The following is a 16,702-nucleotide window of genomic DNA, read 5'->3' as shown; positions in this document are numbered from 1 at the left end:
TTCATACACGAGTCGGTGGGGGGAACTGGCAGGCGGCCGAGGCCTCAGTTCTGGGACATTAGTTTTAGGGTAGCCAGTTTCAGGGAGCCTGTTGTGTAATTACCCGCCAGGCACGGTTTTTTTGCCGGCAGTACCTGGAGCTTAAAAAAGGCCGAAGAGCTTCTTGCGCCTGTTCAGGGACGACTCACAGCGATTGAGCTGTTGCTGATAGTGCTGTGCCTGTGCGGATACTTTTTGGGAGACCTGCTTGAGCCAGGTCTTGTTTTTAAAACTGCGCCGGTTAAAGCCGCCGTGGCCCTCGTGATAGGCCAGGTATAAATGGTAGGTGTCATTCGAGCGGATCTGGCATCGGCGCGCACTGGTATTGTTATACCAGCCGACAAAGTCGACAGCGTCTCCGAAATCATCGCGATCCGCCCCATAGCTGAATGTGGAGCGCTGATAATCGCGCCAAGTGGAACCTAGGGCCTGGGCGTAGCCATAGGCGTCCGAGGGGCGCGGTCCGGGGATAAAGCCCAGTATCTTGCTGCGGGGTGGGCGGGCATCGGATACGAAGCGGGACTCCTGGTGCAGGATTGCCATCATGGTTGCAATTGGTGAGCCCCACTTTTTCTCTGCTCCCCTGGCGTCTGCGTACCAGCCTTTCTTGTCGCGAAAGATGGAACAGAGGTCATCGGGATTATCCGGTGGGCTGGTTGCGCAGCCGATACACAGTGCCGCGGCGGTCATCAATACCGCCAGTATCCCCTTTTTCCTGTTTTGTCGCATAGCCATAGAACACAGTTAACCGGTGATGTTTTTTACCCCTGTGCCGGTACTGAGCAGCAACAGGTCTGCCGGGCGCCTGGCAAAGATGCCGTTGGTCACTACCCCGGTGATATTGTTGATCGTCTCTTCCAGGTCAATGGGCTGGTGGATCTTTAGGTTATACACGTCCAGGATTGCATTGCCATTGTCCGTGATCACACCCTGGCGATACACAGGGTCTCCCCCCAGTTTTACCAACTCGCGGGCTACCAGCGCGCGCGCCATGGGAATCACTTCCACCGGCAGTGGAAACGCCCCCAGTGTCTCGACCCACTTGCTCTCATCGGCAATACAGATAAACAGGTCGGCACAGGCTGCGACTATTTTCTCCCGGGTCAGAGCCGCCCCTCCCCCTTTGATCAGCTCGAGTGTCGGGTTGACCTCATCGGTACCGTCCACATAGAACTGGATACTGTCGACACAGTTCAGCTCATAAACCGGAATACCGTGGGATTTGAGTCGCTCGGCGGAGGCTTCGGAGCTGGCCACAGCACCGTCGAATTTGCCCTTGATCCCTGACAGGTGATCGATAAAGAAGTTCGCTGTAGAGCCGGTACCGATACCGATGATGGAGCCGGTTTCCAGGTGTGGGGCGATATAGTCGACAGCCGCGCGCGCGGAAGCCAGCTTCAATTCATCCTGGGTCATCTTAAGGATAATTTCCTCAGCAATTATATCGGGCTTGTTTATATTATTTGATATAAAAAAGCGCAATATCGTAAAATTTATGGCAAATGTGCTTGCAAGGGCTTAGACTGGCCTGCCGAAGGTGTGCGTCTGCAGCTCCCTTCCCCCTGAGTCGCGCAAAGTAATGATACGCAACGGCTACCGAAACACGCTATGCCCAAGTCCTATATCAAGCGCATTTTAGACGCGCGCATTTATGATGTCGCTACCGAGACGCCATTGCAGCAGATGCGCCAGTTGTCCCACCGGTTCAACAACCGTATTTTGCTTAAGCGAGAGGATCTGCAACCGGTATTTTCCTTCAAGATACGCGGTGCCTATAACAAACTGCTGCAACTGCCGCCGGAGCAGCGGGCACGCGGGGTAATCGCCGCCTCTGCGGGCAACCATGCACAAGGCCTGGCTCTGGGGGCCGCACAACTGGGGGTGCGCGCCACGATTGTGATGCCAAAGACAACTCCACTTATCAAGGTCAACGCGGTGCGTATGCGCGGTGCTGAGGTGGTGCTGCACGGGGATACGTTTGACGAGGCGGCTGCGCGTGCGCGGCAACTGGTTGAGGCGCGGGGCCTGGTCTTTGTCCATCCTTATGATGACCCCGATGTGATCGCGGGCCAGGGCACCGTGGCCATGGAAATGCTGCGCCAGCACCCCGGCGAGCTGAAAGCCGTATTTATTCCGGTAGGTGGAGGCGGGCTGGCTGCGGGTATGGCCGCCTTTATCAAGTATGTGAGACCGGAGACCAGGGTGTACGGGGTTGAGCCCGAGGACGCCGCCTGCCTCAAAGCCGCTCTGGCAGGCGGTAAACGGGTACGCCTTCCGCAAGTGGGACTGTTTGCCGACGGTGTTGCCGTAGCCGAGATCGGCGAGGAGACTTTCCGGGTGCTGAGTGAAACCCTGGACGGTGTGATTACTGTGAGCACTGACGAGATTTGTGCCGCCATCAAGGATATCTTTGAAGATACCCGTTCCATCGCCGAGCCAGCCGGTGCAGTGGGGCTGGCGGGGTTGAAGAAATTTACCGGTCAGAACGGGTGTCGCAACGCCGCTCTGGCCACGGTGTGCAGTGGGGCCAATCTCAATTTCGACCGGCTGCGCTATATCAGCGAGCGCACGGAAATCGGTGAGAAGCGCGAGGTGGTGCTCGCGGTGCGCATACCCGAGCGCCCCGGCAGCTACCTGCGCTTTTGTCGGGATTTGGGAGATCGCGCCATCACCGAGTTTAATTACCGCTATGCCAGTGACGAGGAAGCCCATATCTTTGTGGGTCTGCAGGTGAGTGCCGATGACGACAGACAGCGATTGATCGGCAAACTGGAAGTGGGCGGCTATGGGGTAACTGATCTCACCGACAATGAGATGGCCAAATTGCATATCCGCCACCTCGTGGGTGGCCGGGTGCCGGGATTGCGCGATGAAGTCGTATATCGTTTTGAATTTCCCGAGCGGCCAGGTGCCCTGCGCACATTCCTTGAACACTTGGCGGGGCGCTGGAATATTACCCTGTTTCACTACCGCAACCACGGTGCTGCCTATGGCAGGGTTCTGGTTGGGCTGCAGGTTGCGCCAGCTGCCCGGAGCGCGCTTTTGGAGGTACTGCAGCAATTGCAATTCCCCTTCTGGGATGAAACAGAGAACCCGGCCTATGCCTGCTTTCTGGCCAACTGAGTCCCGCACCGAACCAGGTAGAGTAAAAGCTTTTGACAAGAATGGTTGCGCCGACCGGGAGTTACTTTTTGTGGGTTTCTTTGTGTAAAAATGCGACAAAAACCCCATAAAATGGGCAGAAAACGGTTACTATTCCATCGAATCTTCAGTATCTTCTCCGGTTGTGGAACTTTTGCTGTGGCTTGTGTCATATGCGGGGCGAAGCACCTATAACAACAAAATTGATCGTACAGGATGGTCCCAATGAAACCCGATGCGCTGACAATCGCTGTGATTGTCTTTGTCGCGGGCGTACTGTTGAGCACCAGTGGCTTGTCCGGGGTTTTTGCCTCGGAGCCGGAGCCACCAGCTGCTCTGCAGCAGGGAGTGGTTACCCGCTAGGCTGATGCCGGGGGGCGCTCTGCTCGCGCACTGAGAAGAAAGGCCGGTCACACTGTGTGCCCGGCCTTTTTTTTATCTGGCTGCTCAGGGGTTATCGACAGCGATAGATACGTTTTTCTGTCACTACCAGATCCAGGGGGATATCCCAGTTATCTGTGGGGAGGTGCTCAACGCACTGTAGCTGGTGGGCGGTACCAATCAATTGCGGACCGGCGCCGGGCAATAACTGCTTGTGTTCAAAGGTGCGATCGTAAAAGCCCGCACCCATGCCCAGGCGGGCCCCCTTCGGGTCGAATGCCACCAGGGGAACCAGTACCAGATCCAGTAACTTCGGTGCGCGGCAGGGACCGGCTGCGGGTTCGGGAATATGAAACCGGTTGCGAAAAGAAAGTGTCTCCCCATGCCAGCGTTTGAACCTTAGATGTGGCTGCGATTCCACCGGTAGCACCGGCAGGTAGAAGTGTTTTGCACGAAAGCGTTGCAATAACTGGCGAATATCCAGTTCACCGTCAATGGGCCAGTAAATGCCAATATGCCGCGCGCGCCTCATTTGCGGCAGGCGGCTTAACAGGGTAATGGCCGCGCGGGCGTGCAGGCGCTGTTGGTAAGCGCTCAGGTCCCGTCGCCCCGCACGCATACGGCGGCGCAGTTGCGTTTTGTTTTCGCTCATCTGTGGGGAGTGACTGGAGAGAATAGGGAACCCCGAGTGTGCGGCTGTAGACGGGGCCTTGAACCGTAAGGTTCAAGGTGGTGGTATCCGGAGTACATTAGGCTTTCCGCTGCACGGCGGACCTGCACACCAGCACTCGCTGGAAACCACCAGGGTAAGATTATCGGCTCAAGGACAAAGTCTGCTGGCCAGCACCCCAGGGTATGGAGTAAGTATAACCGGGAGTGGCGAGGCTGTTAACTGAAAATGTAAACCTTGCCCCGAGACACAGGCCATTATGGCTGGGACTCCTGCGGGGAGTCTATCTCTCCCAGTGCGTTTTGCACCTTATCTTTGAGCCGGTCGAGCATTTCCTCTTGCAGGGGGATGCGGCCCAATTCCGCTTTTGCCTGGATCAGCTCGTGGGCAATATTCAGAGCCGCCATGACGGCGATACGCTCAATGCCGATAACTGTACCGGAGGCACGAATACGTGACATGCGCTCGTGCAACAGACGGGCAGAGGCCTGCAGCCCGGCGCGCTCACTTTCCGAACAGGCGACCCGGTACTCTTTGTCAAGAATGGAGACAGTGACGGTTTCGGGAGTTTGGGCAGAGTCAGCCATCAGGAATCCTGCGTTAGCCCCTTGAGACGATTGATCATGGCTTCGACCCGCGAGCGGGCGGTTTCGGTATTTTTTATCAGGAGCTGGCGTTCGCGCAGCCAGTCAGCTTCCTGCCGACGCAGTTCACGATTGTCACTGGCCAGCTGCTGGCAGCGGGCGATCAGTGCATCCACAGTGCTTTCTAACGCGCGCAGCTTATCCATATTTCCTGCATTTGAGGTCGACATCGGACTCGCAACACGACAGACTGCGAGGGTTTACGCTACTATATGGCCGGCGATATGGTGGGTCAATCGCTCCACCTGCGCGGGCAATCACAAAATTCTCCGACAATGCCCGGCCTTTGCACTGGCACTGCAGTCGCAGTGTGCTGACTGCATCCCGGTTGGGAAAAAACGGTGCGCTATGCATGACCTCTGAAACCAGCCGATTTGCGCTTCTCGCCAATGCCATTCTCGCGGCTGGCAGCCGCGCGGACCCCAGTGAGTTACACGGTTTTATCTGTGGTGTGCTGGCGACAGGGGCCAAACCGGACAAGGAGCGCTGGCAGCGCGAGCTGGCCGAAATGCTCGACCTGGAGACCGTGCCTGCTGGCCTGAGCCGGGAGTTGTTGCAGTTGGCGGAGGGCAGCCGAAAACAACTGGGTGACAGCGCCTTTTCCTTTCAGTTGGTACTCTGCGAGGATGGGGATATTGTCGAACGAACGCTGGCACTGGGCCACTGGTGCGCGGGTTTTTTACACGGTTTTGGTGTCGGCGGTACCGGGGTAGAAATAATGCCTACCAGTGAGGAAGCCCTGAAAGATATCGGCGCGATCTCGCAGGTGGATGCGGATCATGTCGAGGAGGGGGAAGAGGCGGAACAGCAATTGATGGAGCTGCAGGAGTATGTGCGGGTTGCAGTGCTCAATATCTTCACCGAGTTACAGGCGGGCCAAACCGGCGATGGCCCTACCGTGCACTGATACCCAGCCAGGTGAAAAGTGCAGAGGGCATTGGCAAAGCGGAATATGCCCGCCGCCGCGCCCGGCTGATGGCCGAACTGGTACCGGGCAGCCTGGCGATTCTCTCCTCCGCCAGTGAACAACTGCGCTCCCGCGATACCTATTTTCCCTTTCGCCAGGACAGCGATTTTCTCTACCTGACCGGCTTTGCTGAGCCCGAAGCACTGCTGGTGCTGGTGCCGGGGCGTGTGCGAGGGGAAACCCTGTTGTTCTGTCGGGAGAAAGATGCGGCAAGGGAGAGATGGGACGGCCCGCGCCTGGGGCCCGAAAGCGCCGCCGAACACCTCGGTCTGGCCGACGCCTTTCCCATCGGAGATCTGGACGATATTTTGCCAGGGCTTTTGGAGGGCTGCGGGCGTATTTATTTCCCCATGGGGCGCTATCCCCATCTGGACAGGCGCATCCGCAACTATCTGCAGGCCATTGATGCGGCCCCGGGCAACAGAGGTGTGCCGGATACGGTGGATTTGGATTATCCGTTGCGGGAACTGCGGCTGATAAAAAGTGCCCGGGAATTGCGCCTGATGGCCAAAGCCGCAAACATCAGTGCCGATGCACACCGCCGCGCCATGGCGCGCTGTGAGCCCGGGCTCTATGAATACCACCTGGAGGCAACACTGTTACACACTTTTGTGGACAGCGGGGCACGGGAAACCGCCTATCCCACCATTATCGGCAGTGGCCGCAACGCCCTTGTGATGCATTATTGCAGCAATCGTGCGCAATTAAAGGCGGGGGATCTGGTGCTTGTGGATGCCGGCTGTGAATATCGCGGTTATGTTGCCGATATCACCAGAACCTACCCGGTCAGCGGTCGCTTCAGCGGTGCGCAGCGGGCTCTTTATGACATCGTTCTGGCGGCGCAGCAGGCGGCAATTGATCAGGTACGGGCAGGCAATCACTGGAATGACCCCCACTCTGCCAGCGTGGAAGTGATTACGCGCGGCCTGGTGGATCTGGGATTATTGCGCGGCGAGGTGCACGGTCTGATAGAAACCGGTGACTACCAGCGCTTTTATATGCACCGCGTCGGCCACTGGCTGGGTATGGATGTGCACGATGTCGGGGATTACCGCGTACACGGCGCCTGGCGCCAGTTGGAGGTGGGAATGGCAATGACTGTTGAGCCCGGCATCTATGTGCCTGCGGATGACGAGCGTATCCCTGTGAACTTTCGCGGAATTGGCATTCGAATCGAGGACGATGTCGCCCTGACCCGTGACGGTGTGCAGGTCCTGTCCGCCTCCGCTCCCAGGGCCGTGGCAGAGATTGAGTACACCATGCGCCACGGCGGGGACCTAATGACCCGTTAATGTTTAATGCGCTATTTTTGTGCCTGCCGGCCCAGAGACTGTGGGGCGCCTGGCCCGGGGGAAACGCTTCATGAACGAGCCTCACCAGCGAACCGATGTGGCTATTGTCGGCGGTGGCATGGCCGGTGCAAGCCTGGCACTGATGCTGTCGCATTTTTGCCCACAACTCCGTGTGGTCTTACTGGAGCAGAGCGCCCTGACGGATGCTGCAGCCAGCGTCCGGTTACCCAGTTTCGATACCCGCGCCACGGCGATAGCCGCGGGCAGCCTGCAGTTGTTTCAACAGCTGGGTCTCTGGCCCGCCCTGCGTGAATACAGCGCCCCCATTCAGCGTATTCAGGTGAGCGACCGCGGCCAGGCGTTTGGCGCTTGCCTCGCTGCCGGTGAACAGCAGTGGGCAGGCTTCGAGGGTATGCTGGGGGCAGTGATTGAGAATGCAGCCCTGGGGCCTATCCTGCACAGTGCCCTGGCTGACACATCGGTCAAACTTGTTGCCCCGGCCCAGGTAACAACGGTTTGCATGGGCGCGCGGGGCGCGAGCCTGCGCTGGCGCGCCGGCGAGGAATACGCTGAGCGTCGCCTGACCGCCGGGTTGCTGGTGGTCGCCGATGGGGTTGACTCCCCCCTGTGCCGACAGCTGGGTATAGAAATTGACACAGTAAAGTACCAACAGCGGGCGCTGGTCACTACTGTTGGTCTACAGCGGGACCACAGTGGGGTTGCTCACGAGCGGTTCACCGCTGACGGTCCCATGGCCCTGCTGCCACTGCCACAGCGGGACGGGCTGTATCGCGCGGCTCTGGTTTGGGTCTGTGGGCAACAGGATGCCGAAGCGCTGTGTGCATTGTCCGAGCGCCAGCGGCTGCAGCAGGCACAGCGGGCATTTGGCTGGCGAGCAGGGCGGTTTGTGCGTATGGGGTCCCTGCAAGCATACCCCCTCAGCCTGTCCCTGGCGCGGGAGCAGTGGCGGCGCAATGTAGTGTTGATCGGCAACTGTGCACACTTTCTGCACCCGGTGGCCGGACAGGGGTTCAACCTGACCCTGCGTGACTGTTACGGTCTGGCACAGGCGATGGCAGGCGAAAGGCCGGTACAGGGATCTTCGTCGCAGTTGCAGAGGTTGGCGGCCTATGGTCGTGGCCGTCGTCTGGACCAGCAGCTGACGGTTGGCTTCAGCGATCGTATACCGGCCCTGTTCGCAGCATCGAACCCAGTGCTGCAGGGCCTGCGTCAAATGGGCATGCTGGGTTTGACACTGGTACCGCCTCTGCGCACGGCGTTTGTGCGTCAGGCGGCGGGATTTGGGCTTTAACGGTGCCCCGATCGGCACAACTGCGCAATGGGTTTGCTATGAATAGACACCGCTTGGATTTCGCCATTGTCGGCGCCGGCATGGTCGGCATGGCCCAGACTGCACTGTTGGCAGTGCGCCACCCGGGGATGCGCCTGGCGCTGCTGGAGTCCGCTCCGGAAACCGCACCCAAACCGGCACAGCACTACGAGTCCCGCGTGGTGGCGCTCACCCAGGCCTCCCGCGAACTGCTCGAGGAGGTGGGTGCCTGGGGGGAGATCGCCGCGGCGCGCGCCTGCCCCTATGTGGAGATGCGCGTTTGGGATGCCGACGGTACCGGCTCTGTGCGCTTTACGAGCCGCGATGTGCAACTGCCCAACCTGGGCCATATCGTCGAGAACACTGTGATTGTGAATGCGTTGCGCTCGCGCCTGGAGGCACTGCCCAATGTAGAGCTGGTCAACGGCTTTTGCCTGGAGAGCTGGTGGCGCGATTGCGGGCTCTGGCATCTGCAATCCCGTGGTGACCAGGTCAATGCGCTGGAGGGGCTGCGGGAGCAGCCCGAGATAGTGCGCACACGGCTTCTGGTCGGCGCGGACGGGGTCCGCTCCAGGGTGCGGGACCTGTTGCATATCCGCTGCCAGGACACCGATTACCACCAGACTGCCCTGGTGTGTGTGGCCCGCTGTGAAAAGCCGCACCGCCACACCGCCTGGCAGTGCTTTTTAAAGACAGGCCCGCTGGCCTTTTTGCCCCTGGCCGGACTCGGTGATGACAACCACTGTGCCGTGGTCTGGTCGGCGGACAACGAACTGGCGCGGGAACTGCTGATGCTGGACGACCGGGCCTTTGCCCTGAACCTGGAAAAAACCTTCGAGAGCCGGCTCGGCAAAGTGGAATCCGTCACTGAGCGTCTGTCCTTCCCCCTGCGCGCCCGCCATGCGGAGCGCTATCAGGGCCCGGGAGCCGTCCTGGTAGGGGATGCCGCCCACAGTATCCACCCCCTGGCGGGGCAGGGCGTCAACCTGGGATTACAGGATGTGCGCGTGCTGGGTGATGAGATTGATCGCGCTCTGTCGCGCGGACTGGAACCCGCCCACCCATCGGTACTGGCGCGCTATGAGCGCCGTCGTCGCGGAGACAATGCCGCCACCCTGAAGGCCATGAGCGCTTTCAAATCGCTTTTTGGTGCCGGGCAGTTGCACTGGCGTTGGCTGCGCAATACCGGTTTGAATATGGTGGACGCCAGCCCCATGTTAAAGAAACGGATCATCTTGCGGGCTATGGCGGTGTAGTGAGGGCCCACTGGCGCATTGTCGATTTGCGCCGCCGCACTTTCTTCAGGCCAGCGGGGGCGCCCGCTTGAAGGCGTCGCGCTGGCGTTGGGCGCGCCTGTGGCGGGACTATAAAAAAGGTTTTTGTCAATTGAGCCAGTGGATTGCAGTTTACTCGTTTCCCCTCTCAAAAGATCTCGGTGCCCTGGTCGGTTTTATCCGGCGCTACCAATTGCCGCTGCGGATCGTCGAGGAAAAAAACCGGCAGTTATTGCTGACGGTTGACGATCACCTCGGGCAAATACTCAAGCCGCTTTTGCAGCGCTGGGAGGCAGGGGAGATCAGTTTCGATGAGGTACAGTTGCAGCGCGTCGCGCCCGGCGATCGCTCCGGGCCCGGTGAGACCGGGGTACAGCCGCCACAGGCACCGGAGTCAGGCCCTGAAAACCACACCGGAAACCAGCCGGCCGGGTTGCAACCGGCAAGCCCGGTGTTACCGTTTTTCCCCCTGGTCCGGACCCCGGTCAGCCTGGTGTTGATTGCCCTGTGCTTCCTCGGCTGGGTTCTTTTGGCCAATCACTCCGCAGATGCCCTGTTGATCACCCCGAATCACAGTGGCAGCCCCCTGTCTGTGCACTCCTCCCTGGCATTGCATTTGCAGCGGGGGGAGTACTGGCGCCTGATCACCCCGGCGATGGTGCACTTTTCCCTGGCCCATGCCCTGTTCAACGCCCTGGGCATCTGGATACTGGGCCGGCCCCTGGAGGCCCGCGCAGGGAGTTTGGCGTTTGCCGCCCTGGTCGTGTTCGGGGCCGTTATCTCCAATGTGTCCCAGTATCTGTGGGAACCGCAGGTCCGCTTTGGCGGTATGTCCGGTGTGGTATACGCGCTTGTGGGCGCCGTAGTGGTGATACAGCGCTGGCAGCCCGCGTGGCGGGATGTTCCCTATGGTATCCCGGCTGTGGCACTGATCTGGTTGCTCCTGTGTGCGTTGGGCATTGTGACTTTCTTTACCGGCGTGGGTGTGGCCAATGCCGCGCATATCGGTGGCTTTCTCAGCGGACTGGTGATTGCCCTGGTTTACTGTGCCTTGGGAGGTGCGCGAGAATTCAACCCTGATGCCACTGTTGCCGGTAAATTATGAGTCTTTTAATCACCTATATCCTGATTGCTCTCGGTTTCTCCTTTCTGTGTTCCATCGCCGAGGCGGTCATTCTCAGTGTCACCACACCTTATGTGCGCCTGTTGGAGCAGAAGGGGCACAGGGCTGGAGCACTGTTGCGCAAACTCAAAGCGGATATCAATGCGCCTCTGGCCGCTATCCTCACCCTGAATACCATTGCGCACACTGTCGGAGCTGCGGGCGCCGGTGCCCAGGCTGCAGAGGTTTTCGGCAGTCAGTACCTGGGCATTGCCTCGGCGATCCTGACCCTGTTAATCCTGGTTTTCTCCGAAATTATCCCCAAAACCCTGGGCGCGATTTACTGGCGTCAACTGGCGCCTTTTACCGCTTTCGTGCTGCGTACTCTGGTGTGGTTGCTGTATCCGTTTGTGAAAATGTCGGAGTGGCTGACCCGCGGTCTCACCCACGGCCCCACGTTGACAGGTTTCAGCCGCGACGAGTTTGCGGTCATGGCGGAGATCGGCGAGGCGGAGGGGCAGTTGGAGCCACGCGAATCGAATATATTGCGCAACCTGTTTTTTACCTTGCGCGATCACTCGGTGCGGGAGGTGATGACACCGCGCACCGTGGTATTTTCCCTGCCCCAGGATGAGACGGTGGGTGAAGCCTACGAGGAGGTGGAGAGAGGCCGTTTTTCCCGCATCCCGGTTTTTGAGAATCGCGACCCCGACTGTGTGGTGGGATTTGTACTCAAGCAGGAGCTGCTGCTCGCCTATGCCAAGGGGGAGCGGCACAGGAAACTGGCCGAATACCGCCGCGATATGCTGATGCTGCCGGAAACCGCCACCATCTATCAGGCTTTCCAGAAAATGTTGTCGCGGCGGGTACAGATCAGTGCCGTTCTGGATGAGTACGGCAGCCTCGAGGGGCTGGTGACCCTGGAGGATTTGCTGGAGACGCTACTCGGCGAGGAAATCGTCGATGAGGCCGACAAAACGCCGGACCGACAGGAACTGGCCAAGCGGCTGTGGCGCTGGCGCTCGAAGAGGTATGGTCTCAAGGTGGATGAATCAGCCCAGCAGGAGAAAGACACCGAGGACACCGGCGATGGGCGGAATCATTCCGACAAATGATTTTCCCCAGTCAGTCCCGGCTCTCCCTGGGGGACCTGCCCGATCCGGACTTCCCCTCTGTCTTCGCAAGCGCCCCGGCGGAATCTTTGGCGGTGAACAATGATCTGGGCAGGGTTAAGTCCCGGTGGCCGCAGGGCTAACCGAGCAGATCTGCCGCGCAGCCGCGTCTGCTGGAAACGCCACTACCCAAGCCGCTAGAATACGCCGCTTCGCAACCTGGCAGACTGGGATTTGACAATGGGAAACAGAACGCCTCTCTATGACGCACATGTCGCCGCCGGTGGCAAGATGGTGGATTTTGGTGGATGGGATATGCCATTGCACTACGGGTCTCAGCTGGAGGAGCACAACAAAGTACGCACTGAGGCGGGGATGTTCGATGTCTCCCATATGACGGTGATCGATATCGAGGGCAGCGGTGCCCGCGACTACCTGCGCTATCTGCTGGCCAACGATGTGGCGAAACTGGATGGCAACCCCGGTAAGGCCCTGTACACGGGCATGCTGAATGACAAGGGCGGTGTCATTGACGACCTGATTGTCTATCTGCGCGATCCCGGCTATCGCCTGGTGGTGAACTGTGCGACCCGGGAAAAAGATCTCGCCTGGATGAGACAACAGGCGAAGCCCTTCGATGTGGAGCTGGCCGAGCGCCCGCAACTGGCGATGATCGCCATCCAGGGACCCAGCGCCATCCATCGGGCCAAGGTGGCCCTGGGTAACGACTGGGCCGCGGCCATCGACGCCTTGAAGGTTTTTCAGAGTGCCGCCCGCGGCGACTGGTTTGTGGCGCGCACCGGCTATACCGGTGAAGACGGCCTGGAAATCATGCTGCCCGGTGAAGAGGCCAGTGGCTTCTGGTGTGCACTGACCGACGCGGGCGTCGCGCCCTGCGGCCTCGGCGCCCGCGACACCCTGCGTCTGGAAGCGGGTATGAATCTCTACGGCCACGAAATGGACGAGGACATCTCACCACTGCAGGCCAACATGGCCTGGACCATCGCCTGGGCGCCGGAGGATCGCGATTTTATCGGCCGCGCAACGCTGGTGCAGGAGCGCGCGCAGGGGGGCCGGCAGAAGCTGGTGGGCCTGGTACTGGAGGAGCGCGGTGTTTTGCGCGCGGGCCAGCCCGTGGTGGTAGACGGCACGGAGGACCGCGGTATCATTACCAGCGGCACCTTCTCACCGACTCTTGGGCATTCCGTTGCCCTGGCGCGGGTGCCTGCGAGTGTCGGTAACAGTGCCCAGGTGGAAATCCGCAGGCAACTGCAGCCGGTCAAGGTGGTTAAGCCCTGCTTTGTGCGCAACGGCAAATCGGTCATCTGAGCATTGCACCGCAGGTGGATGCGTGGAAAAGAACATCTATTCAAAGGCTTAATCAAGGAATCACAGCATGAGTGAAATCCGCAATGAACTGAAATACCTGCCCAGCCACGAGTGGGCGCGCCTGGAAGAGGACGGCACCATCACCGTTGGCATCAGCGACCATGCCCAGGATGCCCTCGGGGATGTGGTGTACGTTGAAACCCCGGAAGTGGGCAGTACCCTGGCCGCGGGTGATGAGGCCGGTGTGGTTGAGTCTGTAAAGGCCGCCAGCGATATCTACTCCCCGGTATCCGGCGAAGTGGTGGCGGTGAACGAAACCCTGGAAGATGCGCCGGAAACCGTGAATGCCTCGCCCTATGACGATGGCTGGTTTTACCGTGTCAAGCCTGCGGATGCGGGTGAGTTGGACAATATGCTGGACGCCGATGCTTACCGTGCGGAGTCCGAGGGTTGATCCGGGCCTTGACCCGGTTCAGAGACAAATCAGAGCAAGCCCTGCGATCGCAATCACCCGCGCAGTGTCACGCTGCAGGCGGATTGGGTGTGCCCATTGCGCCCCGCCCAGGCTTCCCTGAGGGACCGGGGGGGCATTACAATTTGGGTCTGACCGAGTGGGCTCAGGAAGGGCTGTCTGCCGCCTTACCTTCCGCCCCGGGCAGTGCCTCCATCAGAGAGCGGCCTTGTTCCCGCAGTGCCATGCACAGTGCAATACGCTCCTCGGTCTGGGCCAGACTGCGCTCATAACCGGGGGTTAAATGCCCGTGCTTTGCGAACAGCTGCTGCAATTCTCCCAGATGCTTTCGATCGCAGAACGTGTTGGCGAATGCGGGGGTGCGGCGGCGGATTTGTGCGGGGATTTTATCCACCACCTGTTCGAAATTCTGCTGTAGCCAGGCCCAGTGCTGCGCCTGTACCCGGGGCTGTGCCATAGCGTACTGGATCAGGCCAAAGGCCTCGCGCGGGCCCATATCCTCGCTGAGGGCCAGCCTGTGGATGGTTTCCACCTGCCGCGGGCTGTCGCTGCTGCCGATGGCATTGGCGCTGGCGTTTTCAAAACGCGGATCATCCAGTGCACCGCGCAGATTCACCAGGTGTGTCAGAAATGCCTCGCCGGCATCCTGCACGGCAACTGTCAGGGCGGCAGTGTAGAGGTCTGAGTCCAGTGCCTGTGGATCGCGCGGGACTTGAAAGCCGGTAAAGGCCCTGGCCCTGTCCAGTAATTGCCTGCGCGCTTGCGGGTCTTCAGCCACCAGGGCCATAAAACTGAGCAGGGTACTGTGCAGTATCTGCCGGTCGGCCTCGTGACTGTCGGCGCTGCTGTTGAGGAGCGGCAGGTAGAGATTGCGGGTAAACTGCAAAAATGCAGAGCGCTGTGCTTGACCGAGATAATTGTTGCGGTACTTGCGCAGGTAGCGCAGCGGCATGGTGATTACCTGGCGCTTGCCTGCCCCGGCAGATTGTCGCACTACGTCAAGCAGCAGGGTGTCCGGCAGCTTGCCGGCTTCGAAGGCTGCAAAAGCGCTGTCGATAATCGACAGCTGTTCGGTGGGGGCAAACTGGTCAAAACGCTTGACCAGCGCCTGCCACTGGGCTGTGGGCAGGTTCCAGCGATAGTAACCACTACCCTGCACATTGGGCATGATCCAACCGGGGCAGGCCTCGCCGGGCACATTCAGGGTCGTATCGACCTGCGTGAGCATCTGGCAGTGTTGCACAGCGGTATCGCTTTTGTAGCAGAAGGGAATGTTCCACTGTTGCCGGGCATCGGCAATGGGAGAGCCCAACGGCTTGTAGCGGCTCTGGTGTACGTGCAGTTTGGCACGGCCAGAATCGGCACACTCCAGTGACAGATCCAGTTGGGGGACCCCCTTCTGCTCCACAAAGCTGCGAAAGGTTTCCGTCAATTCCGGGGTATCGGTTTCTTCACCGATCACACGGTAAAAGGACGGGGAATCCGCTTTGCCACCGCTGAAAGTTTCCAGGTAGCGGCCCAGGGCCGGGCGAAACCGTTCGGCGCCGAAGTAGCTGTCCACCATATTGATGACGCCGAGGCTTTTTGAATAGGTGATGGCATCGTAGGCGTTGCGGATAGTGTTGTTGTTTGTCACCGGCTCGCGGATAGCGCGGGTGCTGGCGAGGGAGTCCAGCTGCATGGCGCTGATGGCGGAGGTGGTGGCATTGAGGTCGTGACCGCCCTCGGGCTCCATAATGGTGAGAGCCAGGGGTTCACCCCAGGTGGCAAAGCCCTCTTTCAGCCACAGGTCATCCCACCAGGGTGGGGTGACCTGATTGCCAAACCACATGTGTGCGATCTCGTGGGCGTGCACCTCCACCAGGGCCAGGCGGGTACCGGGTGCCGGGTTGTCTCCCACCAGAATACGCTGTTCGCGGTAGGTAATGGCGGCAGACAACTCTGTTGCGCCGCTGGGCCACTGGGGGGCAGCAATAATATCCAGCTTTTTGAAAGGGTAGGGGCGTTGTAGCTGGGTCTCAAAGGTTTCCACCATTTTCGGTGTGATATCGAGGATATAGTGCATATCCCCGCCGCGACCATGGCGCGCAAAACCTCTTAATGGGATGGCTTCCCTGCGGTATTTATTTGGCGGGATGGCCGGGCGTTCCACCATATCGAAGGGGCCCACTGACAAAGACAGCAGGTAAGTGGGCATGGGGGGCGTGGTGGCAAAGGTGACTTTCTCAAGACCCGCACCGGCCGGCTCCCGTGCCAGCTCCGGACCATTGCTGATGGCGGCGTAGCCCTCGGGCACGGTGAGACTGATAGAGAAGGGCGCCTTGAGGCCGGGTTCGTCGAAACCAGGCAGGTATTTGCGCGCCTGGATGGATTCGGACTTGGCCAGGGCATAGGCATTGCCCTGCTCCTCTACCTTGAACAGGCCGGCGAGGTTGCGATCGAAGGCCGCGCTATAGTCGATGTGCAGGGTGAAGTCGCCGGCGGGCAGAGACTCGGCGAAAGCAATTACGGCCACGCCGCTGTCGAGAACCTGGCGGTAAGAGGCCGCAACGGTCTGGCCGTCTTTGCGCTGAGCATGGATTTTTTCCACGGTGAGATTCTTGCCGTGCAGCCAAATGTGGTCTGTGCTCTCGTCCAGGCGGATATCGATGGCAACACTGCCGTCAAAGGACGCCTGGCGCGGATCCAGCAGCAAATCGAGGCGATAGGCCAAAGGGTGCACGCCCTCGGGCAGTTTGCCTCCCGGGACATCACTGTAGTCCGCTGCCGCTGTTTCCGCGGCGGTTTGTTGTTGATGCTCCGGGGTTTTTTCTGCCGGGGCGCGAGCAGCTGCAAACAGCAGCGCAGTGGCCAGCAGGGCAAAAGGAATCTTCTTATTCATAAGTGTGGGTATTCAGTCGAAAAGCGCATTGTAACGGTTCGGTGAGAAAATACGCGCTGTGCTGAGAC

General features: G+C 59.7%; 17 protein-coding genes and 1 other RNA gene. 11 read left to right on the top strand and 7 right to left on the bottom strand.

The genetic code is table 11. The features are described 5' to 3' along the window. Positions 1–141 precede the first annotated feature (141 nt). Together M8T91_RS16985 and rpiA are read right to left on the bottom strand one after the other, a co-directional pair. Positions 142–768 (bottom strand): transglycosylase SLT domain-containing protein, encoded by a 627-nt coding sequence (locus M8T91_RS16985; protein ID WP_301419135.1) that lies wholly within the window; start codon positions 766–768, stop codon positions 142–144. A 15-nt stretch (positions 769–783) separates the two neighbouring features. Next, positions 784–1,455: a ribose-5-phosphate isomerase RpiA gene (gene rpiA, locus M8T91_RS16980; protein ID WP_301415411.1), complete on the bottom strand. Its 672-nt coding sequence runs from the start codon at positions 1,453–1,455 to the stop codon at positions 784–786. A 192-nt stretch (positions 1,456–1,647) separates the two neighbouring features. Here rpiA and ilvA point away from each other — a divergent pair, with 192 nt between their 5' ends. After that, complete coding sequence (ilvA, locus tag M8T91_RS16975) at positions 1,648–3,162, top strand: threonine ammonia-lyase, biosynthetic (RefSeq protein WP_301415410.1); 1,515 nt, start codon at positions 1,648–1,650, stop codon at positions 3,160–3,162. A 243-nt stretch (positions 3,163–3,405) separates the two neighbouring features. Next, the gene (locus M8T91_RS16970) at positions 3,406–3,543 is read left to right on the top strand and encodes a hypothetical protein (RefSeq protein WP_301415409.1); all 138 of its coding nucleotides are present in this window, start codon (positions 3,406–3,408) and stop codon (positions 3,541–3,543) included. Between the two features lie 91 nt (positions 3,544–3,634). Here M8T91_RS16970 and M8T91_RS16965 read toward each other — a convergent pair whose 3' ends face one another. The 4 genes from M8T91_RS16965 to M8T91_RS16950 form a co-directional block, all read right to left on the bottom strand. Further along, complete coding sequence (locus M8T91_RS16965) at positions 3,635–4,213, bottom strand: 5-formyltetrahydrofolate cyclo-ligase (RefSeq protein ID WP_301415408.1); 579 nt, start codon at positions 4,211–4,213, stop codon at positions 3,635–3,637. A gap of 25 nt (positions 4,214–4,238) precedes the next feature. Continuing rightward, a non-coding RNA gene (gene ssrS, locus M8T91_RS16960) (6S RNA) lies at positions 4,239–4,419 on the bottom strand. Positions 4,420–4,488: 69 nt separating this feature from the next. Beyond that, on the bottom strand, positions 4,489–4,818 hold the full coding sequence (locus M8T91_RS16955) for a cell division protein ZapA (protein WP_301415407.1): 330 nt from the start codon (positions 4,816–4,818) through the stop codon (positions 4,489–4,491). Continuing rightward, complete coding sequence (locus M8T91_RS16950) at positions 4,818–5,021, bottom strand: TIGR02449 family protein (RefSeq protein WP_301415406.1); 204 nt, start codon at positions 5,019–5,021, stop codon at positions 4,818–4,820. Before M8T91_RS16950 ends, M8T91_RS16955 begins: the two co-directional genes overlap by 1 nt. Positions 5,022–5,227: 206 nt before the next feature. Between M8T91_RS16950 and M8T91_RS16945 the strand changes: the two genes are divergently transcribed. From M8T91_RS16945 to gcvH, 9 genes are all read left to right on the top strand, one after another. Further along, on the top strand, positions 5,228–5,782 hold the full coding sequence (locus tag M8T91_RS16945) for a UPF0149 family protein (RefSeq protein ID WP_301415405.1): 555 nt from the start codon (positions 5,228–5,230) through the stop codon (positions 5,780–5,782). 68 nt (positions 5,783–5,850) lie between these two features. Continuing rightward, on the top strand, positions 5,851–7,134 hold the full coding sequence (locus M8T91_RS16940; protein WP_301419133.1) for an aminopeptidase P N-terminal domain-containing protein: 1,284 nt from the start codon (positions 5,851–5,853) through the stop codon (positions 7,132–7,134). 70 nt (positions 7,135–7,204) lie between these two features. After that, entirely contained in the window at positions 7,205–8,446 is a 1,242-nt protein-coding gene (locus M8T91_RS16935; RefSeq protein ID WP_301415404.1) for an FAD-dependent monooxygenase, read from the top strand. 38 nt (positions 8,447–8,484) lie between these two features. After that, on the top strand, positions 8,485–9,720 hold the full coding sequence (locus M8T91_RS16930; protein WP_301415403.1) for a UbiH/UbiF/VisC/COQ6 family ubiquinone biosynthesis hydroxylase: 1,236 nt from the start codon (positions 8,485–8,487) through the stop codon (positions 9,718–9,720). A 67-nt stretch (positions 9,721–9,787) separates the two neighbouring features. Then, entirely contained in the window at positions 9,788–10,843 is a 1,056-nt protein-coding gene (locus tag M8T91_RS16925) for a rhomboid family intramembrane serine protease (RefSeq protein WP_301415402.1), read from the top strand. Beyond that, positions 10,840–11,955 carry a CNNM domain-containing protein gene (locus M8T91_RS16920; protein WP_301415401.1) on the top strand — a complete coding sequence of 372 codons (1,116 nt, stop codon included), beginning with the start codon at positions 10,840–10,842 and terminating at the stop codon, positions 11,953–11,955. The genes M8T91_RS16925 and M8T91_RS16920 overlap by 4 nt, the downstream gene beginning before the upstream one ends. Continuing rightward, positions 11,952–12,095: a hypothetical protein gene (locus M8T91_RS16915; RefSeq protein WP_301415400.1), complete on the top strand. Its 144-nt coding sequence runs from the start codon at positions 11,952–11,954 to the stop codon at positions 12,093–12,095. The genes M8T91_RS16920 and M8T91_RS16915 overlap by 4 nt, the downstream gene beginning before the upstream one ends. 97 nt (positions 12,096–12,192) lie before the next feature. Then, the gene (gcvT, locus tag M8T91_RS16910; RefSeq protein WP_301415399.1) at positions 12,193–13,281 is read left to right on the top strand and encodes a glycine cleavage system aminomethyltransferase GcvT; all 1,089 of its coding nucleotides are present in this window, start codon (positions 12,193–12,195) and stop codon (positions 13,279–13,281) included. A gap of 67 nt (positions 13,282–13,348) precedes the next feature. After that, positions 13,349–13,735, top strand: a complete 387-nt coding sequence (gene gcvH / locus M8T91_RS16905) for a glycine cleavage system protein GcvH (protein ID WP_301415398.1) — start codon at positions 13,349–13,351, stop codon at positions 13,733–13,735. 163 nt (positions 13,736–13,898) lie between these two features. Here the strand turns inward: gcvH and M8T91_RS16900 are convergent, their stop codons facing one another. Beyond that, positions 13,899–16,634: a M1 family metallopeptidase gene (locus M8T91_RS16900; RefSeq protein ID WP_301415397.1), complete on the bottom strand. Its 2,736-nt coding sequence runs from the start codon at positions 16,632–16,634 to the stop codon at positions 13,899–13,901. Positions 16,635–16,702 lie beyond the last annotated feature (68 nt).

The organism is Microbulbifer sp. MI-G (genome assembly GCF_030440425.1).
Taxonomy (GTDB): Bacteria; Pseudomonadota; Gammaproteobacteria; order Pseudomonadales; family Cellvibrionaceae; genus Microbulbifer; species Microbulbifer spongiae.
This window is presented reverse-complemented; position numbering and strand designations above follow the sequence as displayed.